This window comes from Carnobacterium sp. (genome assembly GCF_040274425.1).
Genome location: NZ_JBEMBC010000060.1, coordinates 1 through 16,331, shown reverse-complemented (window position 1 = coordinate 16,331; position 16,331 = coordinate 1). Strand labels below are relative to the sequence as shown.

Genomic DNA, 16,331 nt, shown 5'->3' with positions numbered 1-16,331 from the left:
GGTTTACCGAAAGAAATGGATTTTAACCAAGTTGATCAATCTTTTGTCTCTGCAGTCGCTTCAGTAAGAAATCAGATCCCAAGAAAATCTTTACAGTATCTGACACCGTTAGAAGTATTTTTAACTTACATTAATGAGTGGGAACTGTCTAACTTAATTTGACAAACGAAATTTATTAAAGTTGCACCTAAACAAATTACGTCAAGTAAAGCAAATGTAAAACAAAATCAAGCTTTGCAAGTTAAAGTTGTCAGCAAAAATTGGAAAGAAATGCTTCAATCTATCAATTTTTATCTTATTATATTGATGTTTGCAACAGGTGCATTTTCTGGTTTGATGATTGCCTCTAATGCAGCGGCTATCGGCCAATCCACTTTTGGTTTAACAGCAGCTACAGCAGCATTTTATGTCAGTCTTTATTCATTAAGCAATACATTAGGAAGAGTAGTTTGGGGAACTATTTCTGATAAGCTAGGGCAATCTACTACCATTACGATTATATACAGTATCATTGCACTAATGTTTGTTATTTTGATTTTGATTCAAACGACACTTGGATTTGCAATTGGAATCATCGGACTGGGATTATGTTTCGGTGGCGTTATGGGGGTATTTCCATCGCTTGTTATGGATAACTTTGGACCGAAATTCCAAGGAGTCAACTATGGTATCGTGTTTATCGGATATTCAACGGCTGCTTTTATTGCTCCAAAAGTATCAGCAGCAATTTCTATCAATAATAATGGTGACTATACTAAAGCGTTTTATTTAGCAATTGCAGTTGTCGTAACTGGGTTAGTGTTAAACGTTTTTTATAAAAAGAAAGCAACTAGTGTTAGGGTAGCTAAAACAATAGTTGATTAATAACAACTAATAATTATTATCTCAAAGATAAGGAAACATAAATAAGGAAAACAGGAAAATAATTGAACAGATAATCCATGTGAAATGCAAAGCATAAAAGAATATTTGTAAATGAACCTTGTAAAATTATTTTTGCAGATTTATATTCTAGTAAAAAGAAATAAAGTAAAAAATGCTATAAGAGTACTAAAAAGATTGATTTATATTTTATGTTGACGTTTTCAAAGTCCTGTAGTATAGTAATGGTAACTTAATAAGGCATGTGACTGGTAATGCAGGCAGGACCTAAAATAACGAATCACTAGGAGCGAAATCCTATGAACCGTTTTTTAGGTCCTTTTTTGTATACTAAAATCTCATCTGCCACAATAAAAGGAGGAATTCATAAATGAACTATCAACAGACAGCTGCAGAAATTGTTAAACAGGTAGGTGGGAAAAAGAATATTTCGCATTTGGAACATTGTTCTACTAGACTTAGATTCACTTTAAATGATGATTCTAAAGCGGATATTAAAGCACTGGAACAAATTGATGGTGTGATGGGAGTTAGACAAAATGTTCAATGCCAAGTAATTATTGGTAATGAAGTTGTAGAAGTTTACGATGAAGTATTAAAAGTGATAGGAGATCTTCCAGCAACGAATACAACTGGAAATAAGCCAAAACAAAAATTGAGCAGTTTAGTATTAGATTTTATCATTAGTATTTTCCAACCGCTAGTTCCGGCTATTGCCGGCGGTGGGATATTAAAATCTATGTTATTGCTCATTTCAATGTTTGGTTGGATAGACCCAGCTTCTCAAACATACCAAATATTAGATCTTATTGGAGGAGCACCTCTTTATTTCTTACCAATACTTGTAGCTATGACAACAGCTAATAAATTAAAAGTTAATTCACTTGTTGCAGTATCTGCAGTTGGAGCGTTGATTCTTCCGAGTATGACCACATTGATTTCAGAAGGTACTTCGTTATTCTCAATTAGTGTTCCCAACGTAGCTTATGCGTCACAAGTTTTTCCAGCAATATTGTGTATTTTACTGTACGCTCAAATGGAGAAACTATTTACAAAATACTCTCCTAAAGCTATTAGAATTTTCTTTGTCCCTATGATGTCATTGTTAATTACTGTACCCATAACCTTATTAGTATTAGGTCCAATCGGCATTACTGTTGGACAAGGATTTGCAAACGTTATCTTGTTCTTGTTTAACCAATTTGGATGGGTTGCGACTGCTGCTCTTGCTGCTTTCTTACCGTTTATGGTAGTGACAGGGATGCATAAAGCGATGATTCCTTATGCAGTCACCTCCATAAGTGAAATGGGTCGTGAATTGCTTTACTTACCAGCTTCTTTAGCTCATAACCTTTCTGAGTCTGGTGCTTGTTTTGCAGTTGCTGTCAAAAGCAAAGATAAAAGGTTGAAATCTACTGCTTTGTCAGCAGGTATCTCAGCATTGTTTGGCATCACAGAACCAGCACTTTATGGGGTTACTATTTTGCACAAAAAAGTTTTATATAGTGTCATGCTTGGAAGTTTAATAGGTGGAGCATTTATTGGTATTATGGCGGTTGAAGCTTTTGCACTAGTTGGACCAGGTTTGGCTAGTATTACTCTGTTTGCTTCTCCCGATAATAATTTGAATTTAGTTTATGCTTTTGTGACATTGGGTATCTCATTTGTAGTCTCTTTTATTGCGGTAATGTTTTTATGGAAAGAAGAAGTAACTGAATCAGAAGAACAAGCTTTTGCGGAGAACGTATCAGGAAGTACCAATTTTTATAGCCCAGTTGAAGGAGAAGTCATTCCTTTAGCTGAAGTAAATGATGAAGTATTTTCGACTAAGCTAATAGGAGAAGGCATTGCCATTATTCCTGAGATAGGAGAATTGCATGCTCCTGCTGACGGAACGATTACTATGTTATTTGAAACGCATCATGCAGTAGGAATGAAAATGAGAAATGGAGCTGAAGTTCTTTTTCATATTGGATTAGAAACCGTGCAATTAGAAGGGAAATACTTCACACCACACGTTAAAGAGGGTAATGTCGTTAAAGCAGGTGATAGTTTGATATCATTTGATATAGAAGCTATCAAAAATGCTGGATATGATCCGACGGTTATAGCAGTTGTAACCAATAAAGAATTGTTCAAGATCAATCAAATGATTACACATGAAAAAGCAAGCCAAAATCAAACCGTTATGACGGTAGCACAGATAGGAGAATAAACATGACTAAAACAACAAGTTTTCCAAAAGGATTTTTATGGGGCGGTGCAATTGCAGCCAACCAAGCAGAAGGAGCATGGAATAAAGATGGTAAAGGGCTATCTGTAGCAGATGTTGCAACTTATAAACCCAATTTAGATGTGAAAAATTTTGCAGGACATATGGAAATAACAACAGAAAGCGTTATAGAAGCGATGGAAGATCCTACTGATAAAATCTATCCTAAGCGTCGTGGGATTGATTTCTACCATAGATATAAAGAGGATTTAGCTTTATTCGCTGAGATGGGCACAAAAGCTCTACGCGTATCAATTGCTTGGTCTAGAATCTTTCCTACAGGAGAAGAAGCTGAACCTAATGAAAAAGGGCTAGTTTTTTATGATAATCTATTTCAAGAAATGAAACGCTTGAATATTGAACCAATAGTAACATTGTCTCATTATGAAATGCCCCTAGCGTTAAGCTTGGAATACAATGGTTGGACTGATCGCCGAGTGATTGATGATTTTGTTCGTTTTTCAAATGTGTGTTTTGATCGCTATAAAGATTTAGTTAAATACTGGTTGACATTTAATGAAATTGATAGCATTCACCGTCATCCATTTACAACAGCAGGAATCATTCCAGACAAATGTCCAGAAGGAAAAGAAGAAGAAGTTATTTATCAAGCACTGCACCATCAATTTGTTGCATCAGCTTTAGTAACGAAAGATTGTCATGAAAAAATAAAAGGCAGTGAAGTTGGCTGTATGATCACGAAATTAACAACATATCCAAGAACTTGTACGCCAATTGATGTAGAGCTTACTTTGAAAAAGAATCTAGAAAACCTGTTTTATGCAGATGTTCAAGTTTTTGGAGAATACCCTAAATTAATTGAACGTCAATTAGAAAATAAAGGGATTCATATTAAAATGGAAGAAAATGATCGAGTTATTCTAAAAGAACATACGGTAGACTTTGTATCCTTTAGTTATTATATGTCTATGACTGAATCAGGCGATGAAAATGCTGAACGTACAGCTGGAAATACTGTTTTAGGAGTGAAAAATCCTTATCTTCCATCTACTGATTGGGGCTGGCAAATTGATCCAAAAGGATTGAAAATTTCTTTACTTGAATTATATGATCGTTATCAAGTACCATTGATGATAGTAGAAAATGGTATGGGTGCAAAAGACGAAGTCGTTGAAGGAAAAGTTCATGATCCTTATCGAATCGATTATTTTAAAGAACACTTTAAACAAATGGGCGAAGCCATTGACGAAGGTGTAGACCTAATTGGGTATACTAGCTGGGGTGCAATTGACATTGTGAGTGCAGGAACCTCTCAAATGTCAAAACGTTATGGGTTTATTTACGTTGATCAAGACGATGAAGGAAATGGGACACTTGATCGATTGAAAAAAGACTCCTTTTATTGGTATAAAGAAGTGATTGAAACAAATGGAGCAAGTATAGACTAAAAAAAGTAAACGGGAGTGATTTTCTTTGTCACATATTAAAAAAGTACTCAATTCAAGTGTCGTCTTAGTAGAAAAAGATGGTAAAGAAATGGTTGTGTTTGGAAAAGGGATTGGATATGGGAAGAAACCCGGAATGTCTATTGAAGATAACCAAGTGGATCAATCCTTTCTTCCTGTAGAAAATATACAGACTCAACAACTTTTAGACTTGGTTGATGCCATCTCTCCCGTTTATTTCGATATCACTCAGGAGATTGTTCAGTATGCAGAACAGTATTTAGGTTCTCCGTTAAATCTCAGTATTTACTTTACATTAATGGATCATTTGAATTTTGCAGTGGAGAGAGCAGAAAAGGGAATTAACATTACTAATCGAGTATATTGGGAAATTAAGAGCTATTACCCAAAAGAATTCCATATTGGTGAGTATGCCCGTACGTTGGTAAACAAGACTTTAGAAACCAATTTACCTGAGGAGGAAGCTGCGAATATTGCATTTCATTTGATCAATGCACAAAATTCAGATAATCAGAATGTTGATGGTATGAAATACGCTAAAATGGTCGGTAGCATTGTTAATTTGATTCGGTATAGTTTGAATACAACGATCAATACTGAATCTATTCATTATGTACGTTTTATTACTCATGTTAAATTTTTTGTAGAGCGCTTTTTTGCAGATAAATTGATGGAAAAAGGCGATAAGAAGTTGTTTGAGCAGATTGCAACTCTTTATCCTCAAGCTATGAACAGTGCCTTTAAAGTTAAGGAATACGTGGGAAAAATATATGGTAAAGAAGTACCGGATGATGAATTAACTTATTTAGCTGTTCATATCAATCGTTTATTGAATTATAATGAATTAGATAGCTAGAGACTATAAACTAATGCTAGTGTTTCTGCTCATTTTAAGCTTGAATGTTTAAAAAAATAATAGTATTAAATAAGAACTACACTTTTTAAGTGGAGTTCTTTTATTTATGTTGCATTTGCAACATAAATCGTTATAATAGGAATTGTTAAGAACGAAAAGGGGGAAACGAAATGATAGACATTCTTCGTGACATTGGCGTGATAGCAAGATCCTTAGACTCTATTGCTAATATAGAATTTAAAGATCTCAATCTTACAAGAGGTCAATACCTCTACTTAGTAAGGATTAAAGAAAATCCAGGAATTATACCGGATAATTTAAGTGAAATGATAAAAGTAGATCGTACTACTGCATCGAGAGCTATTCAAAAACTTGAACAAAATGGATTGATTGAAAAAAGAGCTGATTCAGTGAATAAAAAAATCAAAAGACTATTTACTACGCCTCAAGGTGATAAATTAGCGGAATATATTTTGAAAGAAAATCTTTATTCTAATGAGGTTGCTTTAAAAGGCTTGTCGGACGAAGAAATCAAAACTTTTTCTCAAATTTTAAACAAAATAAAACAGAATACAGAAGCTGAGTGGGATTTTGTGAAAAAAGGAAATAAACGGAATTACTAAAGGAGACTGATACTATGGAATTGAAAAAATGCACCTTAGAAGATTTAGAATTACTTCAAAAAATCAGCATAGAACTGTTTACGGATACCTTTAAGGATCAAAACACTGAGGAAGACTTAAAAAATTATTTGGAAAAAGCCTATAACAGTACACAACTCAAAAAAGAACTTACAAACAAAAATTCTGCTTTTTTCTTTCTATCAGATAACGAAGAAATAGCCGGTTACTTAAAATTAAACATAGGTGATGCCCAAACAGAAGACATCGCTGAAAATGCTGTAGAAATCGAAAGAATTTATATTCGCAGTGACCGAAAAAGAAAAGGGTATGGAACGGTCTTGATAGAAAAAGCTGAACAATTTGCACGAGAAAAGAATAAAAAAGTGATTTGGTTAGGTGTTTGGGAAGAAAATCTAAGTGCCCTTTCCTTTTATAAAAAGAAAGGGTTTATTCAGATCAGTTCACATTCTTTCTTCATGGGTGATGATGAGCAAACTGATTTGATCATGACCAAGACAATTTAATATGGATGCAGCTAGTCAGAGCAAAAATAAAGAAGAACCGTCTATTACAAGCACGGTTCTTCTTTTTGTATTAAAAATCGTAGTCTTCATCTACCATTGATTCAGCATCGCCCATAAGATAGCCTGCTCCAACTTGTGAGAAGAAGTCATGGTTCGATGTTTCAATCTTACGCTCGTGTAAAGAAATGGTGATTCCATTTTAAAAAATAACAAAAGTGACTGAATAAAGACAGAAATCCTGGAAAAAGCAGAAAGAATAGGTTGGTTGGTATTGAAGAAATGAAACCGTTTGCGTAAAATGGAGTTAGAAGCTCAAAAAAGGAGGAAGCAGGTTGTATTCAATTATGTTAGTAGATGATGAAGAGGATATTCGTCAATCCATTATTGAACTCGTTCATTGGGGAAAAATGGGGTTCGAGATCATTGGTGAAGCCAGTAATGGAGAGGAAGCATTGGAAGTGATGGAAGACAATGTTCCAGATATATTGATCACGGATATTAAAATGCCAATCATGGACGGTATTGAACTGTCTAAACGAGTAAGGGAGGAGCATCCGGCTGTTAAAATTGTATTTTTAAGCGGATATGAAGATTTTGAGTACGCAGTCAGCGGCATAAAACTAACCATTCTTGAGTATTTATTAAAACCGGCTTCTATTAGCGATTTAGAGAATATGCTTGGAAAAGTACGGAAAAATTTGGATGAAGAGAAACGGTCAGCAAATGACTTGGTGACCATTGAAAAAGATTTTTTGAAAAAATTTGATGTTAATAAAATGTCTTTTTTGGTTTCCCTGATCACGGATAATTACAGCGACGTATCAGAAAGTGAATTCCAAAAGCTGCTTCAAACCTATCAGTTAAACCTTACTGGAGAAAGGCAGGTCTTGCTAAATATCACTATTGATAAACCTTCCTTTGCAAAAATCACCAGTGGAAACCAAAATTTAGAACTTATGAAGTTTTCATTAGCCAATACTATCAGAAAAATTGTGGATAAGTATGTGCAAGGCGAGGTCTTTACTTTCACATCGAACAGTGTTGCTATTTTGTCCGATACCAAAGAAAATATCGAAATGTATACAGATATTCTTGTGAAAGAAATTAACGAAAGTGTCCAAAAAATATTTGGTTTTTCTATCGGTATTGGAGTTAGCGAAGAATATGCACGGATTTCAGATACCAAACGAGCTTTTCAGTCTTCTATTTCAGCTTTAAATTACCAGACGACTCTTGGAGAAAACAAAGGGATTTACATTTCTGACATTGAAACCATTCAACAAAATGAAATAGTTTTCAATGAGGTCAACGAAGCGAAATTAATTTCTCTGATTAAAATAGGGTCTAAAAAGGAATTAGAAATTTTTATAGATCAACTATTCCAACAATTTTATTTCGGCATGAATAGTAAAGAACACCTGCAAATTTTTTTGATGGAACTCTATGTATCCGTCTTAAAAGCTTATAAAACAACGATTTTAAAATACGATTCAGGTATACTTCAACAGGTGCAAATTATTTCTGAGATTCATCGATATGAAGACAGACAAGTCATTAAGGAGTGGTTTAAAAACTTTTGCATATCGGCCATTGCAATCATCCAGGAGCAGCGTAAAGAGAAAACAGATTCTTTAGCTAAGCAAGGCTATGCTTATTTAGTTGAACATTATTCAGATCCTTCACTTTCTTTAAAACATGTTAGCAAACAAATGTTGATCAGTCCTAGTTATTTCAGTTCGCTTTTTAAAAAAGAAAATGGGCTTTCTTTTACAGATGCACTAGTCGAGATACGCATGGAAAAAGCTAAAGAGCACTTATTGACGACAGATCATAAAATTTTTGAGGTAGCAATAGATTCAGGTTACACTGACCAGCACTACTTTTCCTACTGCTTTAAAAAGTATTTTGGCGAATCACCAAACAAAATCCGGGAAACATTCAAAAAAAATAAACTCCGGGCTGAATCAAAAAGCTAGCGGGAGAGATGAAAAGAAATGAGTCAAATCATTAAAAAGACAAGTAAAACACTAATTGAGAAATTTAAAAGCTTGCGTATTATTTTAGCCTTATCACTAGCTGTCATCTCTATTCTGACGATTCTATTATTTGCCGGTTTTTTTTCAGTCACTTTTAAAGAAACCTTGATCAACACGGCTAAAACCACTACTCAACAAAGCGTAGTGCAATCCACCATCACATTAGCTAACGAAATAGACAACATGACCGGAATGGCTTATGGTATCTTGGATGAATTGAAGAGTTCATCCTTACAAAAAGATGGAATTGCTGATTTATTAGGAGTAAGCTACCGTTTAAATCGCAATATTGTATCGATTGGACTAATAAACGCTGACGGTCAAATAGTAGACTATGCACCATCGCAATACATACCTAAAAAGGAATTAAAGATTTATGAACAAGACTGGTTTCAAGAAGACTGGCCGCCAAATAAATTTTCTTTTTCAGCTCCTCACGTACAGAATCTATTTGAAAAAAATGACCATTGGGTTTTATCGGTTACAGCACCAGTCATAGTTGATAAAGAAGAGTATTTGCTCCTAATTGATTTTAATTTTAATTCATTAGGAAACTATTTTGATAAAATATCTATTGGGAAGAGAGGCTATTCGTTCATTGTAAATAGCCAAAATGCAATAGTCTATCATCCACAGCAACAAACCAGACAAACAAACGCTAAAGAAGAAAACCTAGATTTTATCGCAGATAAGCTAGATGGCGTATACATAACACCCAATAAAAAAAATACGATTGCTATTGCATCCGTATCTTCAACCGGTTGGAAAGTAATCGGAGTCTCCTATTTGCAAGAGTCTATCAAAGAAGCCATGGAAGAAGTTCAAAGGTATATGTTATGGGTCTTTTTTGCGATCATTAGTTTGATTGTATTGATCAGCATAGGAGTGTCTAAGTACATCGCACAGCCAATTACTAACATGGTCAAAGTGATGCAGAATTCGGATGGGGACCAATTTGATATTTACACAGATGAAACTCGGTTCACTGAGATCCAGCAGTTATCAGGGTCTTATAATCATTTAATTGATCATGTGAAAATGTTGATGCTCCAAGTAAAAGAGGAACAAGAGGAATTAAGGAAAAGTGAAATGAATGTTTTGCAAGCTCAAATCAACCCACATTTTTTGTACAATACATTAGAATCCATATTATGGATGTCAGAAAGGGGAAATAATGAAGGAGCTTCTGAAATGGTGGCGGCACTTGGGAAGTTATTGCGCATCTCGTTAAGCAAGGGAAATGATTTTATTTCTCTTCGCCAAGAGTTAGCACATGCCGAGAGCTATCTAACCATTCAACAAATTCGATACAAAAACCAATTTCAGTACTCAATTGAAGTGGATGATACGGTTCTGGATTGTCTGACAGTTAAAATCATTCTTCAGCCGTTTCTTGAAAATGCATTGTATCATGGCATTGAACGAATGATTGATGAAGGACATATTGCCATTAAAGTGTTCGATAAACAAGACAAAATTTTGATCCAAATCATAGATGATGGCATCGGAATCTTACCAGAGACACTTAAAGAAATAGAAGCTTGGAAAAATAGCGGAAAAATTGGTATCGGTATACGCAATGTTCACCAAAGAATCCAAATTTATTTTGGAAAGGACTTTGGAGTAGAAGTTAAAAGTGAAATGGACGAAGGCACAACGATTAGTGTTTGGTTGCCAAAAATCGTTCGAGAAGAAGAACAAAGAGAGGAATAGCCAAGAAAGAAAAAACGGTTAGTTTTAACAGTAGTCAAGTTAGGAGGTCATAGTGCTTTTGCTTGTTTGTTTTTTGTGCAATTGACCAAATAAGCAAAAAAAAGCACATTAAACAATCTACTCATTCACTTAATACAGCAGAACCAATGGTAGGATGCATTGGTTCTGTTTTTTTGTGAAAATTAAAAAAATGAGTTATCGTATTATTTTGAACAGGAAAAGTATGAAATCACATAGGCGATGAGTTAAAAAAATGGTAACGTTTACATATGAAGTAAATACATCTATTTGGAGGTTTGGAAATGAGTAAAGTTAAAAAGTTTTTGTTGGGGTCAGCTGCATTAGTAATGATGGGAACCTTGAGTGCCTGTGGAGATTCATCTACAGAAGGCAGTTCTTCAGGGGATGGAGATAAAATAGGAGTAGCGTTTTATAAATATGATGATACGTATATTTCTTCTGTTCGACAAGCATTAGAAGAAGCTTCAAAAGATAATAAAGATGTGGAATTATTGATGAACGATTCTAAAGGGGATCAAGCTACTCAAAATGATCAAATTGATGTTTTGATCCAAAAAGGCGTAAAAGTTTTACTAGTCAATGTTGTTGATACGGGAGCTGCTCAAACAGTTATTGATAAAGCTTCAGCAGCTGATATTCCAGTTATCTTCTTCAATCGTGAGCCAGACAGCGAAGTATTAACAGGTTACGATCAAGCACGTTTTGTCGGAACGAAGCCTGAAGAAGCTGGCGTTATTCAAGGTGAGATGGCCTCTGAGTTATGGAATTCAGAAAAAACCTTGGATAAAAACGGGGATGGTGTTTTAAATTACGTGATGTTAATGGGAGACGCTGATAATCCTGAAGCGATTGCTCGTACACAATTTTCGGTTTCTACTATTAAAGATTCTGGTATAGAAGTAAAAGAGATTGGTCAACAAGTAGCGAATTGGGATGCTGATAAAGCAAATACCGCTGTTTCGGCTTGGTTATCACGTGAAGGCGACAACATTGAAATGGTTTTAGCTAATAATGATTCAATGGCATCAGGAGCTATTGCTGCTTTACAATCCGGCGGCTATAACAATGATGAGGATAAATTTATTCCGGTTTTTGGTGTTGATGCAACTGATGAGGCAGTGGATTTGATTGCTAAGAATTATATGTCAGGTACCGTTAAGCAAGATGCTGTTGGAATGGCTGAAGCGATTTTTGCTTTAGGTGTAAATGCTGCACAAGGCAAAGATTATATTGAAGATACAGATTATGAATACGATGATACAGGCATTTCAATTCGTATTCCTTATCAAGCTTACTCTGGTGAGTAATCGGTTCTTTGTGATTTAATTTCTTTATACTCAAAAAAAACCATTATTTATAATCTGCAAATGGCGGAGTGTATTAAAAACTGGATAAGAATTGATAGAGATTCTCAGCTATCGATTCTTATTCTTTTAACAGAAAAAAGTTTGATTAAAGGCGGTGATTTCTATGGCAGCATCCAATTATATTCTAGAAATGCGAGATATTGACAAGGTTTTTCCAGGAGTGAAGGCGTTGGACAAAGCTCAGTTAAAATTAAGACCTGGAACCATCCATGCTTTAATGGGAGAAAATGGGGCGGGCAAGTCAACTTTAATGAAGTGCCTCTTTGGTATTTATATTGAAGATGCAGGAGAAATTTTAATTGACGGTATTCCGACAAAATTCACGAACCCAAAAGATGCATTGGAACACGGAGTCTCAATGGTCCATCAAGAATTAAATCAAGTGATGCGCAGAAGCATTATGGAAAATATTTGGCTGGGACGATTTCCAATGAAAGGTTTTTTGGTTGATGAAAAAAAAATGTATGAAGATACCAAAAAAATATTTAAAGAATTAGAAATTGATATTAATCCTAGGAAAGAAATCGGGACATTGTCAGTATCTCAACGACAAATGGTAGAAATCGCTAAAGCGGTTAGTTATGGCGCGAAAATTTTAGTATTGGATGAACCGACTTCGTCTCTTTCTGAAAAAGAAGTGAATCATTTGTTCCGAATCATCAATCAATTAAAAGCAGAAGGCTGTGCGGTAGTTTATATCTCTCACAAAATGGAAGAGATTTTACGAATTTCTGATGAAGTTACTATTATGCGTGACGGACAATGGATCAGCACAACACCTTCAAAAGAATTAACTATGGGAAAAATTATTAATCTGATGGTTGGGCGTGAATTAAACGATCGTTTCCCACCTAAAACAAATGTACCAGGGGAAGTTGTTATGGAGGTAAAGAACTTAACGGCTATGTATCAGCCTTCCATTCAAGACGTCTCATTTACTTTGCGAAAAGGAGAAGTGCTGGGAATTGCTGGTCTAGTTGGCTCAAGAAGAACGGAATTACTCGAAAATATTTTTGGAGTAGCTCGACATGATAAAGGTGAAATTAATCTGAATGGTGAAATCATCCATAACAATCATTCACGTGATGCAATCAATAATGGCTTTGCATTTGTCACAGAAGAACGGAGAGCTACCGGTATCTTTGGTGGGTTAAGTATCACATTTAATGCGGTGATCGCTAATTTAAATCAGTATACGAAGTATGGTATGGTCAATGAAAAAATGATGGCTAAAGATACAGAACAAGTGATTAAAAGTATGAATGTTAAAACACCAAGTGCTAAAACACATATTGGAAGTTTATCAGGTGGGAATCAACAAAAAGTCATTATTGGAAGATGGTTACTAACAGATGCAGATATCTACTTATTAGATGAGCCCACACGTGGAATTGACGTAGGAGCCAAATATGAAATTTATCAATTGGTTTTAGAATTGGCTAATCGAGGCAAATCAGTTATTGTTGTTTCTAGTGAAATGGCTGAATTGATTGGGATTAGTGACCGAATGCTCGTGATGTCAAATGGACAAGTAGCAGGAATAGATGAAACAAAAAATATGACCCAAGAAGAGATTTTAAGATTATCAGCGAAATTTATTTAAATCGTTTAACAAGAAAATTCGCTTAACTTTCAAGATCTTTATAAGAAAGGTGCAACTATGGAAAACACTCAAAAGAAAATGAAACTAAATGATTTTTTACTAAATTATTCTTTGTACATGGTATTAGGAGCTTTGATGTTAGTGGTTATCATCATGGAGCCTTCCTTTATTTCATTGCAAAATATTACAAATATATTAGGTCAAGCTTCTACGCGAATTATTATGGCGTTAGGTGCAGCTGGTTTAATTATTTTAAAAGGAACTGACTTGTCAGCTGGTCGAATCCTAGGTCTTTGTGCAGTAGTCGCTTCTTCGCTGGCGCAAAGTACCACATATGCATCAAGAATGTACCCTAATCTACCAGCGCTTCCTCTTATTGTGCCCTTATTAGCGGCTATTGCAGTAGGGATGACATTTGGTGCTATTAATGGTTTTGGTGTAGCAAAATTAAAAGTGCATGCGTTTATTATTACTTTAGGAACTCAATTGATTGCGTACGGTCTCTCATGTATTTACATCGATCGTCCACCTAATGGTGCACAACCCATTGGCTCACTGGATGTTCGTTACACTAATTTAGTTCGTAACACCGTTGATATCGGACCAGTTAAATTACCATATGTTATTTTCTATGCTGCCATTATCTCTGTTATCATGTGGTTTGTTTGGAACAAGACTAAATTAGGCAAAAATATGTACGCTATTGGTGGAAACACAGAAGCGGCTGAGGTTTCAGGTGTAAATATCGTTAAAAACATAATGATTATTTTCATTATTTCAGGTGTGCTATATGGGGTTGCTGGTTTCTTAGAAGCTGCCCGTATTGGTTCTACAACGAGTAATACGGGATTGAACTATGACCTAGATGCTATTTCAGCTAGTGTCATCGGCGGAGTCTCTTTCTCAGGAGGAGTCGGAACGATCCCCGGTGTCATCATGGGAGCTGTTATCTTACAATTTATCAACTATGGTTTAACCTTCGTTGGGGTCAGTCCTTATCTTCAATACATTATCAAAGGGTTGATCATTATTTTAGCTGTTTCTATTGACGTTCGTAAATACATTGTTAAAAAATAAGAAGCAAAGGAAATGAGAGTGGCTCAATATGGAAGAAATAGAACACGTTGACTTCACACAACCAGAAGAACAAACGAGAACAAAGCAAACGTTTGGAAAAGATTCGCTTTATGAAAAAATTGACGTTAGTGTTGAATCAATGAATAAGTTTATTTTTGGGATTGTTGTATCCTTGATCGTCGTCTTAGGATTTGCATTATTGAGTTAAGTTTGTTGATAAAAAATTCGCATTAGGAGAAAAAAACTCCACTACGAATTTTTTCTATCATACAGTCTTCTCAAAATCTTTTTTTGTTAAAGTTAAAAGTAAAACACGGACTATCCAAACATAAAGAGAGGGATACAATGCAAACAATCAAAAAAAATCAAAAACTTTCTCGAAGATTTAATTTTGGTTACTGTAACATCGGGAGCTGGAATCATACGGTTAAAGCATTGCCTTTAGGAATGTGGCATAATTTCGGTGATGTAGATTTATTCGAAAACAGCCGTAAAATGGTTCATCGTGCATTCGATTTAGGAATTACCCATTTTGACTTAGCTAATAACTACGGCCCTCCAGCGGGAAGTGCCGAAGAAAACTTTGGGCGTATTTTAAAGAAAGATTTGCTTCCTTACCGTGATGAATTGATTATTTCAAGCAAGGCCGGTTATGATATGTGGCCAGGCCCATACGGTGAATTTGGTTCTAAAAAATATTTGACTGCTAGTATTGACCAAAGTTTGAAGCGCCTTGGATTAGATTATGTTGATATCTTTTACTCTCATCGTCCAGATCCGGATACACCTTTTGAAGAAACAGCACATGCATTGGACTTAATGGTTCGCCAAGGTAAAGCTTTGTATATTGGAATCTCTAATTACTCTGCCGAACAAACAGCTGAAATGGCTGTTTCGTGGATTTTAAGAGATGGAAAAGTCACAAGCGTATTGATTGGAGCCAGCAAGGTAAGCCAAATTGAAGATAATGTCAAAGCATTAGATAACCTTGATTTTTCTCCTTCAGAATTAGTCAAAATTGAAAAGATTTTGAAACGTTAGACAATTGATTTTTTTGTTCCAGTTACCCTTTAAAAAAGGTGCTCAACTGATGTGCCCTCCAAAAGTTAGAGTTTTATATTAAGCAGCTAATTGGCTGGTGTGAATGCGGTATTGAACCGGGATCATGCCTGCTGATTTTTTGCTTTATGCGTTTTATCCCTACCCGTCCAGGTTGAGCGTAAAAACCTGCCTAAGATTGAAATCAACTTTAAATATGCCTTTTCGAATAGTTCTTTGGAAGGATCAATCAATAAAATCAAAGTTATTAAAGGAGTGGTTTATGGATATCGAAATTTCCAGAACTGTACCGTATTTTGCTAAGTTTTAGAGTGGAAAAAAGCGTGAGACCCATTGGTTTCACGCTTCTCAAATTAGATTTTAGTTTAACTTTTGGGGGTTGCTATATAAGGGCACTTTTTTTAGTGTCCATTCTACAGGGTCCATTTTATTACAACTGCGGTTCTTCTTTTTGTATTAAAAATCGTAGTCTTCATCTATCATTGATTCAGCATCGCCCATAAGATATCCTGCTCCAACTTGTGAGAAGAAGTCATGGTTCGATGTTTCAATTGAAATACCATTCATCACAATCGGGTTAACATCATCTAAGTCAGCATGATCATAATAAGCTGGGAAACCCATATTTTGTAATGATTTATTAGCGTTGTAACGGACAAATTTCTTAACATCTTCGGCTATACCTATTGGACTATAGATTTCTTCAGTGTAAGCTAGTTCATTTTCCATCAGATCTTCCAACAAGGGGTACATCCAATCTAGCAATTTCTTTTGTTCTTCTTCAGGCAATTCATTTTAATAGTTGCGTGTCATTCGTTTTTCTTGCTTTTAACGCATTTAATGCAGATACCCCTAAAAATTCACCTGCTTT

14 protein-coding genes and 2 pseudogenes are annotated in these 16,331 nt (G+C 35.2%); 15 read left to right on the top strand and 1 reads right to left on the bottom strand.

The window, feature by feature from the left end; all coding sequences use genetic code 11:
• The 15 genes and pseudogenes from ABS911_RS10935 to ABS911_RS10865 all read left to right on the top strand — a co-directional run.
• Nucleotides 1–162 (top strand): annotated as a pseudogene (locus ABS911_RS10935) (IS30 family transposase); the annotation flags it as partial.
• A gap of 72 nt (nt 163–234) precedes the next feature.
• Entirely contained in the window at nt 235–864 is a 630-nt protein-coding gene (locus ABS911_RS10930) for an MFS transporter (protein WP_502880535.1), read from the top strand.
• Between the two features lie 388 nt (nt 865–1,252).
• Nucleotides 1,253–3,097 (top strand): beta-glucoside-specific PTS transporter subunit IIABC, encoded by a 1,845-nt coding sequence (locus ABS911_RS10925; RefSeq protein ID WP_350467615.1) that lies wholly within the window; start codon nt 1,253–1,255, stop codon nt 3,095–3,097.
• A 2-nt stretch (nt 3,098–3,099) separates the two neighbouring features.
• Nucleotides 3,100–4,563 (top strand): glycoside hydrolase family 1 protein, encoded by a 1,464-nt coding sequence (locus ABS911_RS10920; RefSeq protein WP_350467614.1) that lies wholly within the window; start codon nt 3,100–3,102, stop codon nt 4,561–4,563.
• A 25-nt stretch (nt 4,564–4,588) separates the two neighbouring features.
• Nucleotides 4,589–5,437 (top strand): PRD domain-containing protein, encoded by an 849-nt coding sequence (locus tag ABS911_RS10915; protein WP_350467613.1) that lies wholly within the window; start codon nt 4,589–4,591, stop codon nt 5,435–5,437.
• A 170-nt stretch (nt 5,438–5,607) separates the two neighbouring features.
• Entirely contained in the window at nt 5,608–6,060 is a 453-nt protein-coding gene (locus ABS911_RS10910; protein WP_350467612.1) for a MarR family winged helix-turn-helix transcriptional regulator, read from the top strand.
• A 14-nt stretch (nt 6,061–6,074) separates the two neighbouring features.
• Nucleotides 6,075–6,584 carry a GNAT family N-acetyltransferase gene (locus tag ABS911_RS10905; protein WP_350467611.1) on the top strand — a complete coding sequence of 170 codons (510 nt, stop codon included), beginning with the start codon at nt 6,075–6,077 and terminating at the stop codon, nt 6,582–6,584.
• A gap of 332 nt (nt 6,585–6,916) precedes the next feature.
• Nucleotides 6,917–8,560, top strand: coding sequence for a response regulator transcription factor (locus ABS911_RS10900; protein WP_350467610.1), 1,644 nt, complete (start codon nt 6,917–6,919; stop codon nt 8,558–8,560).
• Nucleotides 8,561–8,578: 18 nt separating this feature from the next.
• Complete coding sequence (locus ABS911_RS10895; protein WP_350467609.1) at nt 8,579–10,333, top strand: cache domain-containing sensor histidine kinase; 1,755 nt, start codon at nt 8,579–8,581, stop codon at nt 10,331–10,333.
• Between the two features lie 302 nt (nt 10,334–10,635).
• The gene (locus ABS911_RS10890; RefSeq protein WP_041556658.1) at nt 10,636–11,661 is read left to right on the top strand and encodes a galactose ABC transporter substrate-binding protein; all 1,026 of its coding nucleotides are present in this window, start codon (nt 10,636–10,638) and stop codon (nt 11,659–11,661) included.
• A gap of 163 nt (nt 11,662–11,824) precedes the next feature.
• The gene (gene mglA, locus ABS911_RS10885; RefSeq protein WP_350467608.1) at nt 11,825–13,324 is read left to right on the top strand and encodes a galactose/methyl galactoside ABC transporter ATP-binding protein MglA; all 1,500 of its coding nucleotides are present in this window, start codon (nt 11,825–11,827) and stop codon (nt 13,322–13,324) included.
• 57 nt (nt 13,325–13,381) lie between these two features.
• On the top strand, nt 13,382–14,401 hold the full coding sequence (mglC, locus tag ABS911_RS10880; RefSeq protein WP_013711867.1) for a galactose/methyl galactoside ABC transporter permease MglC: 1,020 nt from the start codon (nt 13,382–13,384) through the stop codon (nt 14,399–14,401).
• A gap of 28 nt (nt 14,402–14,429) precedes the next feature.
• Nucleotides 14,430–14,609 (top strand): hypothetical protein, encoded by a 180-nt coding sequence (locus ABS911_RS10875; RefSeq protein WP_350467607.1) that lies wholly within the window; start codon nt 14,430–14,432, stop codon nt 14,607–14,609.
• A 137-nt stretch (nt 14,610–14,746) separates the two neighbouring features.
• A complete protein-coding gene (locus tag ABS911_RS10870; RefSeq protein ID WP_502880534.1) occupies nt 14,747–15,442 on the top strand; it encodes an aldo/keto reductase in 696 nt (231 codons plus the stop codon).
• A gap of 186 nt (nt 15,443–15,628) precedes the next feature.
• Nucleotides 15,629–15,763, top strand: a complete 135-nt coding sequence (locus ABS911_RS10865; protein ID WP_350467616.1) for a transposase — start codon at nt 15,629–15,631, stop codon at nt 15,761–15,763.
• Nucleotides 15,764–15,916: 153 nt separating this feature from the next.
• Here ABS911_RS10865 and ABS911_RS10860 read toward each other — a convergent pair.
• Nucleotides 15,917–16,255, bottom strand: a pseudogene (locus ABS911_RS10860) (ribonucleotide-diphosphate reductase subunit beta); the annotation flags it as partial.
• Between the last annotated feature and the right edge of the window lie 76 nt (nt 16,256–16,331).